Annotated in this window: 23 protein-coding genes; 3 read left to right on the top strand and 20 right to left on the bottom strand. The window is 53.2% G+C overall.

The annotated features are described in order from the left end of the window. Positions 1-24 precede the first annotated feature (24 nt). Complete coding sequence (gene tyrS / locus Q399_RS0108190) at positions 25-1,227, bottom strand: tyrosine--tRNA ligase (protein ID WP_031567618.1); 1,203 nt, start codon at positions 1,225-1,227, stop codon at positions 25-27. Between the two features lie 161 nt (positions 1,228-1,388). Between tyrS and Q399_RS0108185 the strand changes: the two genes are divergently transcribed. Further along, a complete protein-coding gene (locus tag Q399_RS0108185; protein WP_031567616.1) occupies positions 1,389-2,693 on the top strand; it encodes a peptidoglycan DD-metalloendopeptidase family protein in 1,305 nt (434 codons plus the stop codon). 6 nt (positions 2,694-2,699) lie between these two features. Continuing rightward, entirely contained in the window at positions 2,700-3,830 is a 1,131-nt protein-coding gene (locus tag Q399_RS0108180) for an anhydro-N-acetylmuramic acid kinase (protein WP_245612853.1), read from the top strand. An 11-nt stretch (positions 3,831-3,841) separates the two neighbouring features. Here Q399_RS0108180 and Q399_RS0108175 read toward each other — a convergent pair whose 3' ends face one another. The 5 genes from Q399_RS0108175 to Q399_RS0108155 are packed head-to-tail and all read right to left on the bottom strand — an operon-like array spanning position 3,842 to position 9,470. Beyond that, positions 3,842-4,423, bottom strand: a complete 582-nt coding sequence (locus Q399_RS0108175) for an ABC-type transport auxiliary lipoprotein family protein (protein WP_031567611.1) — start codon at positions 4,421-4,423, stop codon at positions 3,842-3,844. Continuing rightward, positions 4,420-6,201: an intermembrane transport protein PqiB gene (pqiB, locus tag Q399_RS0108170; protein WP_031567609.1), complete on the bottom strand. Its 1,782-nt coding sequence runs from the start codon at positions 6,199-6,201 to the stop codon at positions 4,420-4,422. The genes Q399_RS0108175 and pqiB overlap by 4 nt, the downstream gene beginning before the upstream one ends. Continuing rightward, the gene (locus tag Q399_RS0108165; RefSeq protein WP_245612864.1) at positions 6,167-7,495 is read right to left on the bottom strand and encodes a PqiA/YebS family transporter subunit; all 1,329 of its coding nucleotides are present in this window, start codon (positions 7,493-7,495) and stop codon (positions 6,167-6,169) included. The genes pqiB and Q399_RS0108165 overlap by 35 nt, the downstream gene beginning before the upstream one ends. A gap of 5 nt (positions 7,496-7,500) precedes the next feature. Continuing rightward, positions 7,501-7,839 carry a nitrogen regulatory protein P-II gene (gene glnB, locus Q399_RS0108160; RefSeq protein WP_031567605.1) on the bottom strand — a complete coding sequence of 113 codons (339 nt, stop codon included), beginning with the start codon at positions 7,837-7,839 and terminating at the stop codon, positions 7,501-7,503. An 8-nt stretch (positions 7,840-7,847) separates the two neighbouring features. Next, positions 7,848-9,470, bottom strand: coding sequence for an NAD+ synthase (locus Q399_RS0108155; RefSeq protein WP_031567602.1), 1,623 nt, complete (start codon positions 9,468-9,470; stop codon positions 7,848-7,850). A gap of 185 nt (positions 9,471-9,655) precedes the next feature. Here Q399_RS0108155 and Q399_RS0108150 point away from each other — a divergent pair, with 185 nt between their 5' ends. Next, entirely contained in the window at positions 9,656-10,186 is a 531-nt protein-coding gene (locus Q399_RS0108150) for a GspH/FimT family pseudopilin (RefSeq protein WP_051685848.1), read from the top strand. Here the strand turns inward: Q399_RS0108150 and Q399_RS0108145 are convergent. The 14 genes from Q399_RS0108145 to ispH form a co-directional block, all read right to left on the bottom strand. Beyond that, on the bottom strand, positions 10,183-10,587 hold the full coding sequence (locus Q399_RS0108145; RefSeq protein WP_031567598.1) for a type IV pilin protein: 405 nt from the start codon (positions 10,585-10,587) through the stop codon (positions 10,183-10,185). The genes Q399_RS0108150 and Q399_RS0108145 overlap by 4 nt on opposite strands. Continuing rightward, complete coding sequence (locus Q399_RS0108140) at positions 10,587-11,924, bottom strand: hypothetical protein (RefSeq protein WP_031567596.1); 1,338 nt, start codon at positions 11,922-11,924, stop codon at positions 10,587-10,589. Before Q399_RS0108140 ends, Q399_RS0108145 begins: the two co-directional genes overlap by 1 nt. Next, positions 11,921-12,265, bottom strand: a complete 345-nt coding sequence (locus Q399_RS0108135) for a hypothetical protein (protein WP_031567594.1) — start codon at positions 12,263-12,265, stop codon at positions 11,921-11,923. The genes Q399_RS0108140 and Q399_RS0108135 overlap by 4 nt, the downstream gene beginning before the upstream one ends. A gap of 20 nt (positions 12,266-12,285) precedes the next feature. Beyond that, entirely contained in the window at positions 12,286-13,227 is a 942-nt protein-coding gene (locus Q399_RS0108130) for a PilW family protein (protein WP_031567591.1), read from the bottom strand. Continuing rightward, complete coding sequence (locus tag Q399_RS0108125) at positions 13,224-13,673, bottom strand: prepilin-type N-terminal cleavage/methylation domain-containing protein (protein ID WP_031567590.1); 450 nt, start codon at positions 13,671-13,673, stop codon at positions 13,224-13,226. Before Q399_RS0108125 ends, Q399_RS0108130 begins: the two co-directional genes overlap by 4 nt. Before the next feature lie 59 nt (positions 13,674-13,732). Continuing rightward, positions 13,733-14,158, bottom strand: a complete 426-nt coding sequence (locus Q399_RS0108120; protein WP_037045892.1) for a type IV pilin protein — start codon at positions 14,156-14,158, stop codon at positions 13,733-13,735. 10 nt (positions 14,159-14,168) lie between these two features. Then, the gene (locus Q399_RS0108115; RefSeq protein WP_051685847.1) at positions 14,169-17,441 is read right to left on the bottom strand and encodes a pilus assembly protein; all 3,273 of its coding nucleotides are present in this window, start codon (positions 17,439-17,441) and stop codon (positions 14,169-14,171) included. Positions 17,442-17,479: 38 nt separating this feature from the next. Further along, a complete protein-coding gene (locus tag Q399_RS21460) occupies positions 17,480-17,974 on the bottom strand; it encodes a pilus assembly PilX family protein (protein ID WP_051685846.1) in 495 nt (164 codons plus the stop codon). 10 nt (positions 17,975-17,984) lie between these two features. Continuing rightward, positions 17,985-18,935, bottom strand: a complete 951-nt coding sequence (locus tag Q399_RS21455; RefSeq protein ID WP_157836256.1) for a prepilin-type N-terminal cleavage/methylation domain-containing protein — start codon at positions 18,933-18,935, stop codon at positions 17,985-17,987. A gap of 8 nt (positions 18,936-18,943) precedes the next feature. Further along, positions 18,944-19,390 (bottom strand): type IV pilus modification protein PilV, encoded by a 447-nt coding sequence (gene pilV / locus Q399_RS0108100; protein ID WP_031567581.1) that lies wholly within the window; start codon positions 19,388-19,390, stop codon positions 18,944-18,946. Continuing rightward, positions 19,387-19,956 carry a GspH/FimT family pseudopilin gene (locus tag Q399_RS21450; RefSeq protein ID WP_084164219.1) on the bottom strand — a complete coding sequence of 190 codons (570 nt, stop codon included), beginning with the start codon at positions 19,954-19,956 and terminating at the stop codon, positions 19,387-19,389. Before Q399_RS21450 ends, pilV begins: the two co-directional genes overlap by 4 nt. 125 nt (positions 19,957-20,081) lie before the next feature. Continuing rightward, complete coding sequence (locus Q399_RS0108090; RefSeq protein ID WP_031567578.1) at positions 20,082-20,798, bottom strand: LytR/AlgR family response regulator transcription factor; 717 nt, start codon at positions 20,796-20,798, stop codon at positions 20,082-20,084. Beyond that, the gene (locus tag Q399_RS0108085) at positions 20,779-21,888 is read right to left on the bottom strand and encodes a sensor histidine kinase (protein ID WP_051685844.1); all 1,110 of its coding nucleotides are present in this window, start codon (positions 21,886-21,888) and stop codon (positions 20,779-20,781) included. Before Q399_RS0108085 ends, Q399_RS0108090 begins: the two co-directional genes overlap by 20 nt. Then, a complete protein-coding gene (gene ispH, locus Q399_RS0108080; protein WP_031567573.1) occupies positions 21,889-22,818 on the bottom strand; it encodes a 4-hydroxy-3-methylbut-2-enyl diphosphate reductase in 930 nt (309 codons plus the stop codon). It lies immediately after the preceding gene. Position 22,819 lies beyond the last annotated feature (1 nt).

The following is a 22,819-nucleotide window of genomic DNA, read 5'->3' as shown; positions in this document are numbered from 1 at the left end:
AAGGATCTCAGGATCTTTGATCGATCATACCAAAGTCACTTTGGCGAACTTCCGTTTACCAACCTGGAAAATGGTGCTGGAGCCTTTTTCAAACACCAGCTTGCTGTCTTCCACTTTCACGTCGCCGTTCAGTTTCACCGCGCCTTGTTTGATCATCCGCAACGCTTCTGAAGTGCTTTCTACCAGGCCGGCTTCTTTTAACAGCTGAGCTATTGGCAGGTTATCGCCTTCGATATTCAGTGTCAGCTCCGGGATATCATCCGGTAACGCGTTTTTGGAAAAACGCTGGATAAAATCCTGATGCGCGGCTTCTGCGTCGGCATCAGAGTGGAAACGGGCGATGATTTCTTTCGCCAGTTCGATTTTGATGTCACGTGGATTGCGGCCATCTGCTGCTTGTTGTTTCAGTGCAGCGATGTCTTCGATAGCGCGGAAACTCAGCAGATCGTAATAACGCCACATCAGATCGTCTGAGATCGACATCACTTTACCAAACATCTCGGTTGGGCTGTCGGTGATGCCGATGTAGTTGCCGAGTGATTTCGACATCTTCTGCACGCCGTCCAAACCTTCCAGCAGCGGTACCATTAATACCGTTTGCGGACGCTGACCTTCGTCTTTTTGCAGCTCACGCCCCATCAGCAGGTTAAAGCGCTGATCCGTGCCACCCATTTCGATATCGGCCTGCAGTGCTACAGAATCCCAGCCCTGTACCAGCGGATATAAAAATTCATGGATAGCGATGGATTGATTGTTGGCGTAGCGCTTTTTGAAATCGTCGCGCTCCAGCATGCGGGCGACGGTCTGGCGGGCGGCCAGTTTGATCATGCCGGCGGCGCCGAGTTTTTCCATCCATTCGGAGTTAAAAGCAATGCGCGTCTTGGCCGGATCTAGGATCTTAAATACTTGATCCTGATAAGTCTTGGCATTCGCCAGTACGTCTTCACGCGTTAAAGGCTTGCGAGTGACGTTTTTGCCGGTTGGATCGCCAATCATGCCGGTGAAATCGCCGATCAGGAAAATCACCTCGTGACCGAGCTGCTGGAAAGTGCGTAATTTATTGATCAGGACGGTGTGACCTAAGTGCAAATCTGGAGCTGTTGGATCAAAACCGGCTTTTACTTTCAGCGGTTTACCTTCCTTCAGTTTTTCGATTAATTCGTCTTCCAGCAGGATCTCTTCTAAGCCCCGCTTGATCTCGGCCAGGGCCTGTTGCCACTGCGTCATGCGCCAGTTCTCCGGATATTTTTTCAGCTAAAAATCTAAGTCCGCATTCTACTGCAACATTACTCCCGATTAAACGCACAAAAGTCTTGGATCTTGCAAAAAATCGTTATATGCTCATTTTTTACGTGGAAAGAACCATAATAATAAGAGATGCGCCTTCAATGTTTTCATCTTTGCCTACTCCGCACCGTGTTCTGATAGCCACATTGGCCACTATTTTGTCTGTGACGCTGCTTTTACCATCAGAAAAAGCTGAAGCGTCCAAAGACAGTGAAAAATCCAGTTTAGAAGTCGGCAAGCGTTACAGTCTTGCTGTCCCTGTTGTCACTGATTCCCTGCCACAAACTGCTGAAACCACCATCCCAACCGAAGACAACTCGTTAGAGTGGATCTCTGTTGAAGTGAAAAAAGGCGACAATTTAGGTTCTGTATTCAAACGCGCTAAAATCGACGCCCAAACCATGCAAGCCGTGTTAGACGCCGGTAAAGACGCGAAAAACCTGACCCGGTTGTTTCCGGGTGTACAGGTCGAGTTTGGTCTGGATGCTGAAGGAAAATTACAGGAACTGCGTTACAACCTCAGTAACCTGAAAACCCTGCGCATCACCCGTGGTGACGACGGTCAGTTTGTCGCCAAACAACTGCAAAAAGAAATCGAAACCCGCACTGAAGTCGTCGCTGGCATCATCAGCGGCAGCTTCTGGGGTTCAGCAATGAACGCCGGTTTATCTGAAGCGCAAATCATCGACCTCGCCAACGTATTCGGTTATGACATCGACTTCGCGTTAGACATTCGCTCTGGTGACTCTTTCAGTGTGATGTTTGAACGCCAGTATGCTGAAGGCCAGTTTATCGGTAACGGTGCTATCGTTGCTGCCCAGTTCCAGAACCAGGGCCAGCTGTATCAGGCAGTGCGTCATACCGACGGCAACTTCTACAAGCCGGATGGCGGATCGATGCGACAAGCCTTCCTGCGCGCACCGGTTAACTTCCGCTATGTCAGCTCCAACTTTAATCCACGTCGTTTACACCCTGTCCTTGGTAAAATCAAAGCCCACAACGGTGTTGATTATGTTGCACCGATGGGCACGCCAATTATGGCGGCCGGTGATGGCAAAGTCATTGAATCTGCTATGAAAGGCGCCAATGGTAACTACGTGGTGATCCAGCACGCAAACGGTATTGTGACCAAGTATCTGCATTTGTCTAAACGCGACGTGAAGCGTGGCGACAAAGTCAAACAAGGTGACATCGTTGGTCGTTTAGGCGCAACCGGCCGTGTCACTGGTGCTCACTTGCACTATGAATTTGTTGTTGGCGGTGTGCACCGGAACCCACGCACTGTGAAGCTGCCACAAGCCGAACCACTGCAAGGCGTGGCACGTGTTGAGTTTACCAAAATCGCCAAACAGCAAATCGCCCAGCTCAAAGCCCATGAGCGTGTGGTACTGGCTGCCAACCAATAATTGGTTGTGACCACCGACTATTCAAATGAAGCCCTCTACATCGGCATCATGTCAGGCACCAGCCTGGATGGTGTTGATGTGGTGCTGGTAGATTTCTGTGCAGCTTATCCCAAGCTTGTTCACAGCTTATGCCTGCCCTACCCTGCTGAATTAAAAGCAGAATTAGCACTTTTAGCCCAGCCTGGCGCCAATGAAATTGAACGGTTGGGTCTGGCTGAAGCCGATCTGGCCGATTGTTACGCCGATGCGGTGCTGCAACTGTTGCAACAAGCGCAGGTTGATCCAACAAGGATCCTCGCGATCGGCTGCCACGGTCAGACGATCCGGCATAGACCTAACGCCAGCCAGCCATTCAGCTACCAGATTGGTGACCAGCATCGCCTCGCCATGCTCACGCAAATCCCGGTCATTGCCGATTTTCGCCGTAAAGATATCGCTTATGGCGGACAAGGTGCACCTTTAGTGCCGGCCTTTCATCAGGCGATTTTCGCTGCCAAAGACCAGGGCCGCTGTATTCTGAATATTGGTGGCATTGCCAATATCACGCTGTTATTACCGCATCAGCCTGTGCAAGGTTTTGATACTGGTCCCGGCAACTGTTTACTGGATAACTGGATTGAATTGCAGCAAGGCAAAGCTTATGACGCCAACGGCGCTTTTGCCGCCAGCGGTCAGCTTGATGCCGCGTTATTGGGTCTGTTACTGAGCGACCCATATTTCCAGCAGACCGGCCCTAAAAGTACCGGACGCGAATACTTTCAGCTCAACTGGCTTCAACAACAGCTGCAGCAACTGCAGGCGACGACGGGCAACATGCCGACAGCCGCCGACGTGCAGCGCACCTTAAGCCGCTTTACTGCCGGTACTATAGCTCTGGCGGTCAGCCGTTTTGTGGTGTCGGAGATTTATGTCTGTGGCGGCGGCGCACATAACGCCGTATTGCTACAGGATTTAGCTGAGCTATTGCCACAATGTCAGATCAACACCACGGAAGCCTTAGGTGTGCATCCTGATTGGGTTGAAGCCATGGCATTTGCCTGGCTGGCTTATGCTTTTGACCAACAAATTCCTGGTAATGTGCCGGCGGTGACCGGAGCCAGCCAATCGCTGGTATTGGGCGTGCGTTACACGCCCTGAACGTGATCTGGTTATGAGTTGGATGCGGGCGCCATGCTGCTTACAGCTGCAGCAAACTGCGTGATCGCCTGTTGCCAGCCTTGTCCGAGTGTGTCCACCAACGCCGGATAACCCTCTTCCGGTTGTGGCAGCTGCAACTGAAAACTCTGGCTTTGCACTTTATCACCCTTCAGCAAATGAAAACGCCCGCTAACCAGCGCAATCCCCTGCTGCTGACCATGGAACTGCTCAACCTGCACTAACAACCGCATCGCATCGCTGCCAGGCTGTTGGCTTGTCACCCGATACGCTGGCAACGCCTGCTGCAAACCGTTGACTAACAATCGTTGTAATTGCTGGTCCAGCGCTTCCGCCCACTGATGCTGCGTCGTTTTGTGCAATTCGACGGCAGAAGTCTGCAAAATCAGCGCATTAGTATTGAGAAATGACGCAACCATTACAGGTTCAACATAAAGTACCTGCGCACTGGCAGCAGGTGGTGCCGTCACCATGGCGGTTTGAGGTAACTGATAGTACCGCAGCTCCACCGACGAACTGCAGGCGGCCAATAAGGTCAACGCGGTAATACCGCTCAGAAACAGTCCTGCTTTCATGGTTCATTTCCTTGTTCAGGTTCCGGATCTGCCGCCGGATCGGCGCTGATGATCAGCGCATTACTTTGTTGGTTCAGCGTCTGCACCACCGGCTGCAGGTCACGCAGCACTTTGTCCATCGCCTGCAAATTGCTGTTGATACGTTCATACACCGGCGAACCCGGGCTTAAACCAGCCAGCGTTTTACGTAAATCCGCCAGACTTTTATTCACTTCGGCAGGCAGCTGTTGGGTTGCATCTGCTTTAACCAACGCATCCAGGCTTTGTACCAGCTGCTGGCTTTGCTGCATCAGATCTTTGGTTGCATTGAGAGTGGCGGAACTATCTGCCAGTACTTGTTCCACCGGCAGATTGTTAATTTTATCCAGCGCCTGCAGCACTTTTTGTTCGATATGGCCAAGGCCACTTCGGCTGGTCGGCAGAATTTTATAACCGGCAAACTCAGGTAACGGTTCTGGCAGCAGCGGTGTTGCGACTACTGGCGGCGTTGTCGCCGGTTGTTCCACTACAACAGCCACAGTATCAGCCTCAGTTGCAGAGGGTGGATTTTCTGCAACAGGGCTGGCGGCGACAGTTACCGGCGCAGCCACTGCTTTGGTTTCCGCTCCACTTTGCTGATTTAAATCGATATACAAACCTCCAGTCAGCAGGTTACCGGTTTTCAGTACGGCGCGCAGGCCCAGACTCACCGCCTGATCCAGTTCTGCCTGCAGCTGTGGCAAAGTCAGATTGTCGTACAAACGGCCGGTTTCAATCCGGATCAGCACCGGGATGCCTTTATTAAATGCCACTTGCAGCGGGTTTTTCATGTTAAAGAAATAAGGCACCGAAGCGACAGTACCGACGCGCACGCCACGATATTCCACCGGCGCACCGGCAGTCAGGCCACGAATAGATTCGTCAAAAAACAGCAGGTACTCGAGATACTCGTTATAAAGACCATCCTGAATACTTTTGCGGTTCTCAAACAGCTGGAAATCGCTGTTATTGGCGGCCTTGTTGCCGGCCGGCCAGCCGTCGAGCACGTCAAAAGTCACACCGCCGCCAAGCAATGTCGCCATCGACGCCATTTCAATCCGTACGCCTTCTGCCGACATATCCAGCGCCATGCCGGACGATTTCCAGAAGCGGACGTTTTCAGTGACCAAAGCATCATAAGGCGCGCGGATAAACAGCTGATAACGCATATTGCGTTTTTGCATGTCGAACTCACTGCGCTCAACAGTACCGACATCATAACCGCGATATAAAATCGGGTCGCCGACTGCCAGCGCTGCGGCGTCGCTGCTGCTTAAGAAAATCCGCACACCCGGTGCATCCGGCGGCGCAATAGGCGGCGTTTCCAACAGTTCAAAGAAGTATTTGCCGCTGTCGCCTTTGCCGGGCTGCAATTCGATATAAGCGCCGGACAACAGCGTATTAAGACCGCTGACACCACCCCGGCCGATAGTGGGTTTGACCACCCAGAGCTGAGATTCGTCGTTCAGCAGATTTGCAGTGCCCGGATTCATCCGCGCTCTGATCACTACCTGTTTTAAATCCTGCGATAACTCGACCGACACCACCTTACCGACGTCGACGCTGCGGCTTTTGATCTGGGTTTTGCCGGAGATGATACCCTCAGCATTACTCGCCAGCAGAGTTACTGTTGGGCCCTGATTCTGAAAGGTGTGGTACAGCATCCAGCTGCCGATCAACACAGCAGCGACCGGCACTATCCAGATTGGCGACCATTGGCTGATTTTACGTACTGTGGCCTGTACCGGACTGTTTGTCACTTTGTAACTCCATTTCTGCAGGACTCGGGTCCCATAATAAGCGCGGATCAAAACTCATCGCCGCCAACATCGTCACTATCACCACGGCAGCAAATACAAAAGTCGCAGCGCCAGGATAAACACCAACCAGACTGTCGAAGCGCACCAGCGCAGCCAGAATAGCTACCACCAGCACATCGACCATCGACCAGCGGCCAATCCAGTCCACCACCGGATAAACCCAGGTGCCGTGTTTGCTGCGTTCACTCAATGGCAGCGTCGTCAGATAACATAACCAGAACATCACGACGATTTTGACAATAGGCACCACCACACTCGCCAGCAGCACCACAATCGCCACCGGATAAGCCCCGTCGGCCCACATCAGCAAAATCCCGCTGATAATGGTCGATTCGATGCTGTCGCCGAGCGACACGGTTTCCATCATCGTCAATAAATTCGCCGGAATATATAAAATGGTCGCAGTGACCAACAGCGCGATGGTCTTTTGTACACTAGCCGGAATGCGGGCCCGCACTTTGCTGCCACAGCGACTGCAGCGCGGCTCGGCCAGCGGGACTAAAGCAGTACAACACTGGCAGACTTTCAGTTGCTGGCTGAGCCCCGTGAAACCTGCCACAGCACCGGATACCGGCTGCGGCGCCGGTGCAATACGTGACCAGAGTTCGTGCCGGTCCACCACCTGAAAAGTGCGCAGGTGCAGCAGGCAAAAACCACAAAAAGCCCAAAAACTCATGCCGAGCGTCAGCTCAAAATGGGTCAGCAGCTTGACGAAACTAACCAATAAGCCCATCAGAAAAATATCGACCATGCTCCAGGGCTTCAGCGCATAAAGCAGACGTGCCACTTGAACTAAAGCCGGCAACTGGTAAAACATACCCAGTTTCAAATAGATAATGGCTATCATACAAAAGGCTGGAATAGCCTGAATAAAGAGCCAGACCAACACTGCAAGCCATGGATAATCTTCATCCAGTAACACAGCTGACGTATCGAGGAAGGTCATGTCACGATGGCTACCGGCCGCATCCATGCCAACAAATGGGAACAGATTGGTCAGCACCAGCATAAAAAGCGCGGATAACGCGTATAAAATCGGCCTCAGGGCAGATTCACGCTGCCGGGCATCCAGTTCATGACCACAGCGGCTGCAATGGGCTTCTTCGCCATCGGCCAATGCCGGCAGGTGTTGCAATAAATCGCAATAGCGGCAAAGCACCAGCTCCGCGGGCGCCGCTTGCGGCGACGCCGGAACTGGTGCCATTGATGAGTCTGACACCAGGCTGGCAGACACTGACTTCAAATCGCCTCTTCGTCTTCTTCGCCGGTACGGATGCGGATCACCCGCTCGACATCAAAGACAAAAATCTTGCCATCACCAATCCGGCCGGTCTGTGCCGTTTTCATGATAGCTTCAACGCAACGGTCGACCTGATCGTCGGCGACGACGATGTCTAATTTCACTTTTGGCAGGAAATCCACCATGTACTCAGCACCACGGTACAGTTCGGTGTGACCTTTCTGCCGGCCAAAGCCTTTGACTTCAGTCACTGTCATGCCAGTGACATTAATATCTGCCAACGCTTCGCGCACGTCATCGAGTTTAAAAGGTTTGATAATGGCTTCAATTTTTTTCATAACCCGCTTTACCTTTGTTTGCGCAGCGCTGAGGTGATCGGCACCCGGCGATCTTTGCCAAAATTACGTGGCGTAACTTTGGGGCCAATTGCCGATTGCCGGCGTTTATATTCATTAAAATCAATCAGATTGAGAACACGACGGACAGTGGCTTCAGCATAGCCCATCGCCACAATGTCGGACAGCGATTTGTCCTGTTCGACATAAGCTTCAATCATTGCATCCAAATCATCATAAGGCGGTAAGTTGTCCTGGTCGGTTTGGCCCGGTGCCAGCTCCGCCGACGGCGGCCGGTCGATGACGCGTTGTGGGATAACCGGCGAGATGGTATTGCGGTATTCCGCCAGGCGGTAAACCAGGGTTTTTGGGATGTCCTTAATCACGGCAAAACCGCCGCACATATCGCCATACAAGGTGCAATAACCGACAGCCACTTCGCTTTTATTGCCGGTGGTCAGTAAAATGCGGCCGGTTTTGTTCGACAGCGCCATTAACAGCACACCGCGCAAGCGCGCCTGCAAATTCTCTTCAGTGGTATCAGCTTTACGGCCGGCAAATAATGGCGTGAGCTGGGACATGTATGCGTCGTACATCGGTTCAATCGACACCACGTCAAACTCAATGCCCATGGTGCGGGCTTGTTCGGTGGCATCATCCACACTAATGCCTGAGGTATAACGAAACGGCAGCATCAGCGCCTGCACTTTGTCGGCGCCAATCGCATCGGCGGCAATGGCCAGCGTCAGCGCCGAATCAATGCCACCTGACAGGCCCAGCACAGCGCCTGGGAAACCATTTTGTTCGATGTAATCACGCGTCGCGACCACTAAAGCCTGATAAACCTCAGCTTCGACTGACTGCGCTGCTGGCCGGGCATGCTGATGCCCCACTTGCCAGCCTTGCTGTTGATGGCGTAATTGGGCGGAATAAATGCCGCTTGCAAAAGCCGGTGCCGCCAGCGCGATTTCACCTTGTGGGCAAACAATCAACGAACTGCCATCAAACACCAGCTCGTCCTGGCCTTGCATCTGATTGACGTAAACAAAACCAAGCAGCAATCGTTTGGCGAGTGTGGTAAGCAGGTGCTCACGCTGCGCTTTTTTGCCGATTTCATAAGGAGATGCGTTTAATACCAGCGCCCAGTCAGCACCGGCGGCTTTGGCTGCCGCGGCCGGTTCGCCGTGCCAGACGTCTTCACAAATCAGCACAGCAAATTTTTGCTGGTTCAATTCAAACACAAAAGTGTCGCTGCCTGGCGTGAAATAACGCTGCTCGTCGAAGACACCGTAATTCGGCAAGCATTGCTTGAAATAACGGCCAATCAGCTGGCCGCTGCGGATGACAGAAGCAGCGTTATATAATTTGCCATCTTGTTGCCAGGGATGACCAATTAACAGGGTGTATGGCAGTTTTGCGGCAGTGATCTGTGCCAGTGCAGCGTCAACATACTGCTGTAAATCAGCGCGGAACAATAAATCTTCCGGTGGATAACCGGTCAGCGTCAGCTCGGGAAAAATCACTAAATCGGTGCCAGCTTCGGCGGCGAACTGCAGGATTTTGTCACAGTTTTGCTGCACAGCACCGACGCTGAAACGCTGCTGGATCAAACTGACGGAAATGGAATGCGACATATCAGGGTGCCTGTACAACAACTTGGGCGCTATGGTAGCGATTTTTCGCTGTTTTCTCAAACCACTGTGGGTCTGGATTGCCGGAATAACCGGAAAATCCGCGAGCGCTAACCGACTTGCAAGCCTGCAGCTTGACGACTAAGGTAAACGAGTGTCTTCACGGAACCGAAACACAGGAACATGCCATGGAACTGCCACAATCAAGTCCTATTCCAGCGTCCGTAACCTCATCCGTAACTGGCGGATTTTCATTAACAGAACTGCTGGTCTGTCTGGCGATTTTCGCTGTGATGTCGCTGTTGGCTGTGCCAAGCCTCGCCGAGCTGTTTGCCCGGCAACAAGCAGAAAGTTTTATGCAACAATTTCGCCAGCAGCTCAGCTACGCCAGAGTGCAAGCGGTGAGCCTGGGGAGTATCGTCACAGTCTGTCCCCGTCAACTGAAGCAATGTGACGGACGCTGGAGCGAGACGCCGGTGCAAATTTTTGATGCATCGCCTGGGAGTGCGGTGCTGAAACAAATCGATGCTTTAAAGCCCAACCACCGCCTGTATTACAACAGGGAACTGCTGGAGTTTCGTGCCGACGGCAGTCTGAATGCGCTGCAAAATGGCACTTTTATATACTGTGTCGTGCAATATCGCTGGCACGCCAGCCTGAGTGTCAGTCAGAGCGGACGCAGCCAGCTGCAATGGCATGAACTGCCATGCCCGTATTAAAAATGCCAGCAATCGGCGGTCGGGCTGCTGAACTTCTGGCCGGTCTGGTCCAGCCGAAACCACTGACAAGCCGAATCTTTACGTTGTGGCCCAACCGCTTCGGCCTGTAAAAGAAAGCCTTGTGCAGAAGCCACAGCCGAAATCTTATAGCGCCCGCTGGCTGTAAGATAGCTGTCGTCCGGTGCTGCCAGAGATGACAATGCGGCCGTGTAGTGCTGCTGCTCCAGATAAAATTGCTGCTGTAATACGGCAAGACGCAAGAGTTCCTGTGTGGCCTCAAAGCGATAGCTGTTGAGTACCTGCTGCTGATAGCCGGGCACTATCATCGCCAGCAAAATACCAAACAGCGCCACCACCACCATCATTTCTACCAGAACAAAAGCGCGAGCTGCTGTTTTCATCAGTACACCTGCTCACGCCGAAACACGGCGATAGTCTGCTGGCCCTGTAAATGCTGCGGAGTTAACTGCTCAGTACAGTTCGGACAGGCCGGGCTTAACGTCATCAGTTGGGGAACAACCGGCACCGCACCTGACCACAACTGCAGTTGTTGTGCCGACTGCACCATCCGCAGTGGCGCCTGCAGTGGTTGCGCCAAACGAAGTACTGGCTCGTCGTAGGCTGCAGCGCCGCTATAGAGCTGTAGTGCCAGAATTTGATCGTAAGCCGCATCGTCAGCACAACCGCTCTCCGCTTTGAGCGGCAGATAGAGGACACCTGCCAGTACTTTGGCACGACTGAGCGGCGCATCAGCAAGTTCGGTGTACCAACCAGCTTTAGTTAAATCTGGAGCCATTGCCACATCAGCAAAGCTCAGAGGTTGTTCGGTATTTATGTCGCGCCGCAACACCAACAGCCGGTAATCAGCGCCTGAACGCGCCAGGATCACAAAAACTTCACCTTCGTGCCAGCCGGCCGTGGTCTGCCAGCGCGCAGCAAAACGCTGCAAACTGCCGCTGAAATCCCAGCCACTGCTGTGTAAATCTGCGACCAGACTCGCCTGCCAGCCACTACCAGCCTGCCAGGCAAATTGCCACAATACGCCTTGTTGGCTGAGCAGATAGAGCCGTTCGGCCAGTCCGTCCTGATCCGGATCCTCCGCCAGCGGCAGCAGCGAAAACACCCCGGCCGTCGCCGGCAATGACAATTGGCGCGGCAAGCCGTTGTCAGCAGCAAATAATCGAACTGGCACCTGCGCATCTCCCGGCAGCAACAGCCATTCACTGGCAGGCTCGTCAGCCAGCCGCTTCGGAATCAATTGATCTGACAGCCAGGGCGCAGCCGCCGGCTGATAACTCACCGTCCACTCGGGGAGCCACTGCAGCGGGGCCAGGGTTAACCGCGCTGAGCGGACCACAGCCGCAGCTTCATCCTGCCAGTACAACCGCAATGCTGGCACGCCGCGACGGTCCCCCGCCGGCAGGACACCCCAAAATGCTGCCTGTCGCGACGTTGCATTTGCAGTAGTCCCACTCAGCGGAATGAGTTGCAAAGGCGCAGCCCCATCCGCGTGGAAACTAAAATGTCGGTCCTGATACGCAGCGCGGTGATATTGCGGATGTCCACTGAACGGGAAGCTCAGATACGATGTTGCATGACCGGCAGCGCAGCCCGTCTGCAAAGTCGTCGCTGACCGCAACTGTAAAGTTCCGGCAGCTGTCTCCTGCCAGGCCTCAGCCCACGCGGCAGTGGCAGCGACGCTGCCAAAAGCTACCGCTAACATCAGACACTTTTTCATAATTCCCCTCCATGGGTTTGTGGGTCAATCTGCCAGGTCACGACGACACCGGCATCACTATCGACTGTGAGATCCTTGTTGGCTGCACGCCTGAGCTGGCAACTTTGCCAGTCAGACGGCCACAGATTAAATTGTGGCGGGCACGGCACCAGCTGTTGCTCCGGCGCATTCCCGGCTGTTATTTGTGGTAGCAGTAACGTTGCCGGCCTTTGCTTTTGCCACAACAAGGCCTGATTAAACTGCGCACTGAGCGCAGTCAGAGTCAAAGCGGCCAGCGCCAGCGCGCTGCACAGCAAGCCAAATAACAAACACATCACCAGCACAAATCCTTTTGTACACATAGAGCGACTCCTGATTGCGGTTATGGAAGTGATACAGAACTGCTGATAAGTAATCGCCGGTAAGGATCGCCCGGTGCCTGAAAACGCCGTTGTCCCAGCTGATATTGCTGTTGATTGCGATAACCGGGCTCTGCTTGCAGCGCACGCAGCAACACAAAATAACGCACCTGACTGATGAGACGAGGCTGACGCCAATGCGCTGCGGTCATCTGAGCCGCCGGCAAAAACTGTTCGGCATAACCATCGCCGTCGGCATCCAGGCCCAGTTCAAATACCAACAGCTCTACTCCGTCCAGCACTGCATGAGTATCCACCACAAAATTACCCTGCGCGTTGCGGATCAACCGCTTGCGCATCAGTACCGGAATGCCCACTCCGGCAAGGGTCTGTCCCGCGACATAATACAATTCATGCACATAAGGCCAGTACCAGGCTTGCGCGTCTAAGCCGGCATCGTTGCTACTGACAAATCGCCCCTGCCAGCCAGTTTGTTGCAGATATGCCCGGTTGTTACGCAGGTCTGCCAGCACCAAAGGGTCACCGGCCAGATGTTTAAGCTGAATAAAATCGGATTGTTTACTGGCATTGGTCAGGCAAAACGGCGTGAGGGCACTGCCGACAGTACCGGCGAAAAATGGTAACCATTGCCTGCTATTGGTTGGGAAACTGCCACTATCGGGCGCCGCACTGGGGCAATCGCCGGACACCGGCACTGCTGGAGGTAACAACTGTGTATGTTGTAAGCCAGCCCAAAATTTACTGTTACTCAGTTCGCGCTGCAACAAAGCGTGCAGTTGCACAGACGTCTGTTGCAGCAACGTCAGCTGGCTGTGCTGGCGAAACGCCTGCCACTGTATAACCAGTGCACTGCTGAACATGAGCAACAACAATGCTGATAACAACAAAACGACCATTTGCTGGACCAACAAAAAGCCTTGTTGCAGTGAAAAGTACCGGCTCATTCGGACAGCTCCAGCATCGCCTGGCGGCGACCACTGCCACCGCCGCAACGAATCAGCGGATCTGCAGCAGGTACCACGGCACTTTTCCAGCTCAGTATCAGGCGACGCTTACCAGCAACGCCGTCAGTACAGAGTTCGGGTTCCCGGAGTTGCTGTCCCGGTCCTTGCGTCAACATAGCCACCGCGGACTGCAAATGCTGTAAGGTTAAGGCGTCACAGGTTGGGCAGGCAGCAAGGGCTGCCGCCACCGATTGACCGGGTATAAAGCGGCTACTATCGGTACTATTGCTGATATCAATTAACAGATGCATGGCTGTCATCTGTTCGAGGCTGACTTGAAAACTACGGCGGGCAAACCACTGGCAACTGAGCGCTGATAACAACAGCAAGCAACTCAGCGCTAATGCCAATAGGGTTTCCAGTAAACTGAATCCTTTCGTAAACACAGGTATATCCTTACACCTGAAATTTACATTTAATTTAACTTAAATTTTCAAATATGCCACTAACCAAAGCATTTTTTGATCTGGTCGGCGGTGCTGAGCCCTGCAGCGCTGCGCACACCAGCCTGATTGATGGTCAAAGTACCGCAGGTTGTATCACCACTTTGTGCGCCTTTTGGTGCCGCAGAAATCGTGTAAGTCTGTGCAGCAACCGACAGAGTGAAGGTATAAGTGGCATCTAATGTCTGCTGACATGTTGTAGCCGGCAGCGCGGTCGCAACGCCGTTATTGAGGTTATAAACCATACTGCTGGTATAAACCCGTTCCATAAACTGAGACATCTCGACCAGACAAGCACCGGCCACGGCCCTGCGATTACCATTCAGATAATTCTGATAAGAAGGCACCGCAATGGCGAGCAGAATGCCCGCCACCGCCACTGCCACCATCAGTTCCATCAGACTAAAACCCCGTTGTTTTGACTGCATATTTCACCTGTTAATTCGTCAGTTCACGCCAGGACTGCATGCCGACATTGCGCGTCGGATCTATAGCCCTTGATTCAATACAACCGCCTTCACAGTTATTAAAGCTCTTGATCAGCTCACCAACCTTTGCCAGACGGGTCACCGAGTTCAGACTGCTGACTTTGATACCACTGACCACAGTCGGGTTACCGGCCACGCTGACTTTATCGTCTTCATCAAATTCATTGTTGTCATCAATATCAAAAAAGGTCTTTTTCAGCCGGCCACCGGTGTAAGGTGACACGACCATCAGATAACCGGAACCGCTGGGGTTACAGACGTTAGTATCCGGGATCGTCGTGTTCATCACCAGTTCCGGACCGACCATCAGCGGCATATCAACAATCCGTTCGCGGGTGTCGATCAAATCCATGTACCAGCCTTTTTTGCCGGGTGTCAAACTGCTCACTTCAGTCACCACCCGCTGATCGCCGACATTGGTCATAGTCCGGCTGTCCAGCTCAGTGCGGCCACTGATAGTCGCACCGTCGATCAGACCATACCAGGTCTGCTGGTCATTATTGCTGGGGTCGTTCACGTTCAGATAACGGCCGGTACCAAAGAACAACCAGACTTTTCCGGTCGTTGGCTCAACGCTGGACAGGACCCCGCCAGTGATCATCTGCCGGGTGCCACTGCCATTTTTGGCCTGAAACAGCGGTTGGCCGCTATAGGCTATATTCCATGCAGAGCTGGATGATGATGAAAGATCAAACTTCCATACATAACCATGCATGTCGCCGCCATAAACCCAATCCGTATTTCCGTCCGCATCAACATCCAGCAAATTGACCTCAGCCATACCATTTGGATCGCTGGATGAGCCTTTACCAGTCGCCAGTTGCTTCACAATATTACCTGACAACAGATCAATCACCAGCAAACCGGATTGGTCGGTCGAGTTGTTATAGCCATAACCAGCAACAATCACCCATTGCCCAGACTCAGTTCTTGTCACTTGTGGCGTGCCAAGATATGCACCCAACTCACTGAATGATTTGTCCCACATAATATTGCCAGGCGTGACACTGTCGGGTTCTGTGACATCAATCACAAACAGGCTATTGCCACCACGTCCCTGCGAACCGATTAACAAACTTCTCCAGCCCATGCTGCCGACATAAACATCTGCAACAATCGGAGAGCCATCGACTGAAAACTTATGGCTGTAATTAGGCTCTGAGTACTTTTTCAGCACATTAACGGTATCCGATGGCAATGGTGCCATCACCGCTTTTGGAATATATGCAAAAACCTCAACCCCGGTGTTCGCATTAAATCCATGCAACATACCGTCGTTTGAACCAACATACAGCATAGGCGTGCGTGATTTCGCCGGTCCTTCAATAAAACTGCGGTAAGAAGAAGCGCCAGTCCAGTTGTATCTGTGATAACTCAGGTCATAAGGCGCTTCCACCAGTTCTGGCGAAGAGTTCACCAAATCGCCGAGGATTTTTCCACGATTACGGTAAATCCCCCCCGGATTGCGTTTTTCCAGCGTGGTGTCGCCGCGAATATAATCCAGTACTGTGCTGACATTACTCAGTGCTGTTTTTTCCGCTGTTGATAAATTGCTCCAGTTAAAGTTTTTTGCCGCGCCAGAATCAGCACCATACATTATTTTTCTGCTGGCATGCTCCGGCAACACATCACTGGCTTTCCAGATAGGTGTAGTGGTGTCATCGGTATCGTAAGCCCACAGGTCGCCGCTCCATTCGCCGGCAACATAACGCGCCTGATACAGATTTGACTCTGATTGCAGCGAGTTAATGGCCGTCGCTGCAATATTCGAGGAGGTCCCAATCCGTTCAGCAATAGCGCTCAGGGTGTCCGCTAAACCCTGCGAAAATGCCACCGGATCGCTTGCTGCGAAAAAGCCACCGCGACCATTTACCGAAGCATGTAATAAGTCATCGATTTTGCCCGGATCTGTGCTGGTGCTCGGCCAGTTAATGGTGGCACCGCTACTGATGGCATTAAAAGCGGTTGTCGGATTGATTGAGCCCTGCACGCCAAAACCAACGCCAAAAGTGACCATATGTTGCCAGAATGCCGGATTAGCGGCCGAAGTTGGCACGGTATTTTCCATTTTTTTCGAAGCAGACCAGCTGGCATCGGCATCATTTTTCCAATAGTTCATCGCGATATCAGCCAAAGTGTCTTTGGTATTGAATGCAAATGGACTCTGCGGCGCGTAGGTATAAGTTTTACCTTTTGGCCCGGTGATGGTCGTACCGGCACTGTTGTCGTGTTCACCACCCTGGGCACTGTCATTGTAATAACCATCGGTCATCAGGATGGTAAAGCTCTGACGGCATTCCAGCAGCGCCGATGAGGAATTTGCCGGATCAACCCGCCATGGCTCCTCAGTTCTGTAATAGTTACCGGCGCTGATTAATGCGCTGCGTAGCGGCGTCCCGCCAGAATCTGGCGGCAAGGTATACAACCAGTTAAAAAATGCAGTTCTGTTAGTACCACTGAACTGTTTGACGCCGACCCTAGACGACATCTCGTTAATAGAACCATAACCAACCCGCATCGCAGTGCCTTGCTGGTGGAAGGCGCTACCAATGCCTGATTTCGCAGCCAACAAACGGGTACGATGATACGAGAACCAATTGGCAAAATTTTGTTGTTTCGCAGTGGTATTGAGATATTCAATGTTATAGCAGGAGTCACTGTAAACGCTATTTATGCAACCAACCGTATATTTGTAAAAAAAAGCCGGCCCCGCTACCCCATCCGGGCTCACTGCAAAAACGGTCTTGGCACCTGTGCCTATACTGCCTGCAGCCATAATTGCCCGATATTCACTACTCAAATTGACTGATGCGGAAGTACTGACGTATCCATCGATTTTTGCCGCTGTAAAAGAGGCAGGTCCAAAGGTGGTTCCATCCGCTTTGGTCGGCACCGGATAAGTCACATCTGGGTTGTAATACAGTTTATTCAGATGCGGAGAGGCCAGATACTCACGACCCGTCATATCGTAGTAACACATGCTGAGGCCGGCATAAGTTTTTTTTGAGCAAGAATCGTTGACACTGGCATTGTCTTCCAAATTCTCAGGCATCATGCCCTGCAACATCGACCCCGAATCATCAATCACGAAGAAAATATTCGGGTCCACTGTCGAGCCTGTTTCCAGCGGTGCAGAGGCGATATCGATAGCGGCCTGGACAGTTCCGCTGGCCAGCAAAGCACCACAAAGGGCCGATTGCCAATGCCAAGTTTTCTTTGCCATCATCCTTCTCCTGTCGACTAGGACATGTTGACGTGCAGTTAAATCCGCCAGACCACCTGCACCACGACTGCGGCCCGGCCATTTACTGGCTGGTTGCGCACTGTGATACGGTAGGTCTGACGTTCACACAATGGATTTTCTTTCGGTTTACAGGTCGGGTCCTGCCGGCTGGTCCAGAATCCCATATTTTCGACCAAAAACTGGCCGCTATAGCTGACACCGTTTACCACCACAGCAACCGTGCCGGCGTTGGCCCAAACCAGAGGATTGTTCCAGCGGTCGGCAGTCCCCTGCACCGGCACCGGGATAGGCGCACTGAACCATGCGCTGCCGGCTGCAGGCGGTAATAAAGTACTGACCTGACGTAATGTGGCGTCAGCCACTTGCTTCGCCACTTCGCGGTCGTTCAGATTGGATGCCATCTTTTCCTGCAAAGTGGTGCCACGCATGGCGCTGACTGCCAGCAGGGTGATAGCCACCAGCATCAGTAAACTCAGGACTAAGGCGATTCCGCGTTGTTGATTCTGCTGCATAGTGCTGGCCTCAGTGATTGCGCAGGTTAATAACCTGAGTGAAAGTCCGAAGCCCGGCAGCCACCGGCATTTTGGCATCGTTGGTCAGGGTCAGCGTCGCGCGCAGCGCCACGACCTGCTCCCAATCTGCCACTGCATTAGCATTGACATAGTTGGCTGCGCCACGGGACAAATACTGGATCTGCAGATTATCGACGCCGGGCAGGATCTCCTCGGTGCGCATTTGTCCGGCTACAAGTGCAACCCGGTACAATGAATTGCCATCGCTGTTCGTACCAACAAACCAGCCAACTGTTTCCAGCGGCATCACAGTGCCGGCATCAGACGACAAACTCTGCGGGAAATTCGCGCCATTGGCACCAAAACCAAAATTCAGCGAGGCATTACCTGGCGCGCCCGCCCCAACCGCATGGCTGATGTTATTGCCGGCAATTGCAGTGACCTGAAAAATCACCGCCATTTTTGAATCGCAGGCCATCACGATGTCGTTCGCGACTATGCCCGCGACATTTTGATTGATCACCATCGGCGGATTACCCACCACATTGTGCGAGACAATCGACGCGCTGGTGCCGCGGCCATACATCAGCTGCACGCCATCCGCCCCCGCGAGCGGCAGGATGCCGGCCCCGGCAAATTGCGGTACAGCGCCCTGCTCGTGACCACGGATACCTGCGGTCCAAATCGCCCACCAGGCCAATGGCGGATTTAACACGTTGACCACCCGTTGTTGGATCATATTGGCGCAACCGGAAAAGCCGGCGTGCATCGCGTCCCGGCTTAATAACTGAAAGCCAATTTGACTGGCTTGCTGCGACGACATTAAGCGTTGCTGTACTTGTCCGGTGCGAATATTTGATACATAGACGCCAACTACACCGGCCACCAGAAAACTGCCCAGTACCAGCGCTATCATCAGTTCGGTCAGAGTAAAGCCCTGTTGTTTCTGAGGTTTCTGCATCCGCATCATTAAATCCTTACCTGCTGGCGCAGACTCATAGTGCTTAAACCGCCCAACGCCCGTGAGTCATCCCAGCTCACCGTGATGGTGTAAATGCGATTGGCCGCATCATAACTGACTTCCCCGCAGCTGGTGCCGGCAGTACCGAAGGCGAGCAAAATTTCTGCGATCCACTGACCACGTTCTACATTCTGAATTGAACCGGTAGCACTGATGCTGCTACAGGTTTTCGCCAGCGCAAAAGCTCCGGTTGCCGCAATGGCATTGTTAGCGCGGATCCGTTCAGCCATACTGCCGGTCAGCATCACCGCCATAGTGCGCTGATGCGCACTTTGACTGTTTTTTAAATTGGTGGTCTGTAAACCGGCCACACCTAACAGGCCTATCGCCAGGACCAGCACTGCGATCAGCGTTTCGAGCAACGAAATACCGCGCTGACTATGCAAAGTATTCATAGACAGCTCCCGTTGGTATCTGAAGTGATTTGTTGCAGGCGGCCGCCGGAATTAAACTGCACCTGATATTGGTTCGGCTTTAAAGATGCATCAGCGATACACAGATTGATGCTGTCACTGAGCGGCGTGTTATTGCCGAACACCCGGATCAGGCCTTGCGAATTAAAGCGCAGCGCGTGCTGCGAGCTGGCAAGCACTGTACCGGAGCCGACTTTGATTGCGCTGTCGGAAAACTGGTTGGCCCGCAATACCGGACCGGTTTCGGAGCCGATAGCGGCAGCAGCGGGGATCACTAACCAGCCCTTCCAGCCGGATGATGGCGGCGCGGAACAGACCAGACTGTCGGTACTGTGACAAAACAACACATTTTGATTGAGGCGGATCGCTTCAGAGCGGGCGAACATCAAAGCGTTTTGGATCTCCCGGCTTTGCGATTCAAGCTTACTGCTGCCGCTGAAAGAACTAAACCCGGGGCCAGCGATGACGATGCCAATGGTAAGAACGACCAGGGCCACCATCAATTCAATAAGAGTTACCCCTTGTTGCAGCCGTAACGACTTCATCATCTGAATCCTGTCCCAAACCTTAAAGCAACCACATAGTGCCAAGATTGCCGCATCCCGCGGAAAAAATCGAACCGTATATCGGGAAAAATGTACCGTTAGTCAGAGAAAAACCACAGAACGGAGTGTTAAGAGGATTGCAGCAATGCTTTGACTTGCGCCAGTTCACGCCGGCTGATCTCCGGTTGGTCCGGACAATCACGTAACAGGATCAAATGCTGGCCATCTGCACCGCGGCTCACCCCACAGACCCGCTCCACCAGCACCAGCGTATGACGATGAATGCGCAGCAGTTGGTCCGGATATTTTTCCTGTAGTTGCTTCAGACTGGTTTCAGTCAATGCTTCGCCGCCCTGGTACACCAGACGCACATATTTGTCTTCTGCCTGCAAATAAAACAGTTCGCTGAGCAAAATGCTGCGCTGCTCCAGGCCAATGCGGAAGCTCAGCCGCGGCGCACTGGCTTTTTGTTTTTCCAGATGCACACGAGTACTAACGCCTGACCGTTGCAGGCATTGCTGCAAAGCCTCAAGCCCGACGGGTTTGAGCAGATAACCGGCCGGGGCCACCTGATAAGCAGCCAGTGCATGTTGCGGGTGTGCGGTGACAAAAATCACCGCCGGCGGTGGCTGATTGTTGCCAAGTTCTGCCGCCACACTGAGTCCGTCGGCGCCTGGCATTTCAATATCCAGCAACACCAAATCCGGGTTCAGTTCGCTACACAGCTGAAGCGCCTGCTGCCCATTCTCAGCCTCAGCCACCACCTGATAACCACCAAGCTGCGTCAATAAACGATTCAGCCGACTGCGGGCCAGGGGTTCATCGTCAACGATGAGTACGCGCATCTACGCCCTCCTCTGCCAACGGCAACGTCAGTTTTAAACCATAACTGTCTTCGCTCATCACCGCCACAAGCCGGGCTTTATCGCCATACATCAGCTCCAGCCGGCGGCGGATATTGCCGAGCGCAATACCATTGCCACCGGAATGGGGCAGATTCTGCCCGCGTGGGTTCTCAATCTGCAAACTGACCGCGTCATTACCCAACGTCAGCAGCAGCCGGATCAACCCCGGTTCAGAGCGGGTTTCAATGCCGTGCCGCACAGCATTTTCCAGTAACGGCTGTAATGTCAGACAAGGGATCTTGATTTGCGGTAACTGCGTTGGCACCTGCCAATCCAGCTGCAAGCGGTGTTGTAGCCTTAGCTGTTCCAGCGCCAGATAACGCCGGGCCAGCAGCAGATCCTCTTCCAGCGTCACCGCAGTATCAGAATGCAGCGCCGCCCGGAACAAACTGGCCAAATCCAGCAAAGCCTGTTCGGCCAGGTCGGGCTGGCTATGGGTCAGCTCCGCAGCAGTGTTGAGGCTATTAAACAAAAAGTGCGGCCGGATCCTGGCTTGCAATGCATCCAGTTCAGCCCGCGCCTGCGCATCGAGGCGTAGCCGTTGTTGCACATACAAAGTACCGAGCTGAATGCCGATGACGCCAACCAACAGACTCATGAACAACACTTGCAGTAAAAAACTGTGATAAGCACCGGCGCCCGGCCAGCCCGCGCTTTGTAAGAACTGATGGGCAAAAGTGCCAACAACCAGACTGATCAGCAATAGCAACAGCAGGAAAAACCAGGCCAGAGCCGGCGGGCTGAACTGCCGCCAATATCGTTGAAACACACAAAGCAGTGCCAGTAACGGCAACGTTACCCAATGCACAAATAAAGACATGAGGCCAAGCCGCGACCAGAATTCCGAGGTCACGCCCGGCACCAGCGCCAGCAATATCGCCAACGCCTGGGCCAGAATGATGATACGCAGCACTGTGCCACTGCGGCAAAACTCCGGCAGTAATTGTTCTACCGGCATACGGGGTGCAGCAGCATTGCGCTGCAGCTGAGCAACGCGCTGCGAATAAGCACCGCGCTGCCGGCGGCTCACTCAGCGCAGCTCCGCCGGGACGGCAAACACGACGTGTTCTTCCCGGCCCGGGTGTTCAATGACTTGTTTTCCACCCCATGCCGTCAGCTGCTCTACCACTTGCTTCACCAGCACTTCTGGCGCAGACGCGCCTGCAGTCACGCCGACTGCCTGAACATCCTTCAGCCAGTCCTGCTGAATATCTGCAGCAGTATCAATCAGATAAGCACAGCAGCCCATTTTTTCCGCCAATTCACGCAACCGGTTGGAATTACTGGAGTTTTTCGCACCAACCACCAACAACAACTGCACTTTAGCGGCCAGTTCACGCACGGCGTCCTGACGGTTCTGGGTGGCGTAACAAATATCGTCTTTGCGCGGGCCTTCGATATCGGGGAATTTCTGCCGCAGCGCGTCAATCACATCAGCGGTATCATCGACTGACAAGGTGGTTTGGCTGGAGAAACACAGCTCAGCCGGGTTTTTCACCTGCAGCTTTTCCACATCTTCTACCGATTCCACCAGATAAATGCCGCCTTCCGGGTTATCGTATTGGCCCATAGTGCCTTCGACTTCCGGGTGACCGGCGTGGCCAATCAGAATACATTCCACGCCCTTGCGGCTGGCGCGGGTGACTTCCATATGCACTTTAGTGACCAGCGGGCAGGTTGCATCAAACACTTTTAAGCCGCGTTGACGGGCGTTCTCACGCACCGCCTGAGATACGCCGTGGGCCGAGAAAATCACAATATTGCCATCCGGCACTTCATCCAGCTCATCAACAAACACCGCACCGCTGCGACGCAGGCCGTCCACGACAAACTTGTTGTGCACCACTTCATGACGCACATAAATCGGCGGCTCGTACAGTTCCAATGCGCGTGAGACGATACTGATAGCCCGGTCGACACCGGCACAAAAGCCGCGTGGATTGGCGAGAAAAATATCCATA

Source organism: Rheinheimera texasensis DSM 17496 (assembly GCF_000711985.1).
GTDB lineage: Bacteria > Pseudomonadota > Gammaproteobacteria > Enterobacterales > Alteromonadaceae > Pararheinheimera > Pararheinheimera texasensis.
This window is presented reverse-complemented; position numbering and strand designations above follow the sequence as displayed.

Excerpts from the sequence above, each read along its gene's own strand:
- tyrS (WP_031567618.1), bottom strand. The coding sequence starts at position 1,227 with ATGACGCAGTGGCAACAGGCCCTGGCCGAGATCAAGCGGGGCTTAGAA.
- Q399_RS0108185 (WP_031567616.1), top strand. The coding sequence starts at position 1,389 with ATGTTTTCATCTTTGCCTACTCCGCACCGTGTTCTGATAGCCACATTG.
- Q399_RS0108175 (WP_031567611.1), bottom strand. The coding sequence starts at position 4,423 with ATGAAAGCAGGACTGTTTCTGAGCGGTATTACCGCGTTGACCTTATTG.
- glnB (WP_031567605.1), bottom strand. The coding sequence starts at position 7,839 with ATGAAAAAAATTGAAGCCATTATCAAACCTTTTAAACTCGATGACGTG.
- Q399_RS0108155 (WP_031567602.1), bottom strand. The coding sequence starts at position 9,470 with ATGTCGCATTCCATTTCCGTCAGTTTGATCCAGCAGCGTTTCAGCGTC.
- Q399_RS0108150 (WP_051685848.1), top strand. The coding sequence starts at position 9,656 with ATGGAACTGCCACAATCAAGTCCTATTCCAGCGTCCGTAACCTCATCC.
- Q399_RS0108145 (WP_031567598.1), bottom strand. The coding sequence starts at position 10,587 with ATGAAAACAGCAGCTCGCGCTTTTGTTCTGGTAGAAATGATGGTGGTG.
- Q399_RS0108140 (WP_031567596.1), bottom strand. The coding sequence starts at position 11,924 with ATGAAAAAGTGTCTGATGTTAGCGGTAGCTTTTGGCAGCGTCGCTGCC.
- Q399_RS0108135 (WP_031567594.1), bottom strand. The coding sequence starts at position 12,265 with ATGTGTACAAAAGGATTTGTGCTGGTGATGTGTTTGTTATTTGGCTTG.
- Q399_RS0108130 (WP_031567591.1), bottom strand. The coding sequence starts at position 13,227 with ATGAGCCGGTACTTTTCACTGCAACAAGGCTTTTTGTTGGTCCAGCAA.
- Q399_RS0108120 (WP_037045892.1), bottom strand. The coding sequence starts at position 14,158 with ATGCAGTCAAAACAACGGGGTTTTAGTCTGATGGAACTGATGGTGGCA.
- Q399_RS0108115 (WP_051685847.1), bottom strand. The coding sequence starts at position 17,441 with ATGGCAAAGAAAACTTGGCATTGGCAATCGGCCCTTTGTGGTGCTTTG.
- Q399_RS21460 (WP_051685846.1), bottom strand. The coding sequence starts at position 17,974 with ATGCAGCAGAATCAACAACGCGGAATCGCCTTAGTCCTGAGTTTACTG.
- Q399_RS21455 (WP_157836256.1), bottom strand. The coding sequence starts at position 18,935 with ATGCAGAAACCTCAGAAACAACAGGGCTTTACTCTGACCGAACTGATG.
- pilV (WP_031567581.1), bottom strand. The coding sequence starts at position 19,390 with ATGAATACTTTGCATAGTCAGCGCGGTATTTCGTTGCTCGAAACGCTG.
- Q399_RS21450 (WP_084164219.1), bottom strand. The coding sequence starts at position 19,956 with ATGATGAAGTCGTTACGGCTGCAACAAGGGGTAACTCTTATTGAATTG.
- Q399_RS0108090 (WP_031567578.1), bottom strand. The coding sequence starts at position 20,798 with ATGCGCGTACTCATCGTTGACGATGAACCCCTGGCCCGCAGTCGGCTG.
- ispH (WP_031567573.1), bottom strand. The coding sequence starts at position 22,818 with ATGGATATTTTTCTCGCCAATCCACGCGGCTTTTGTGCCGGTGTCGAC.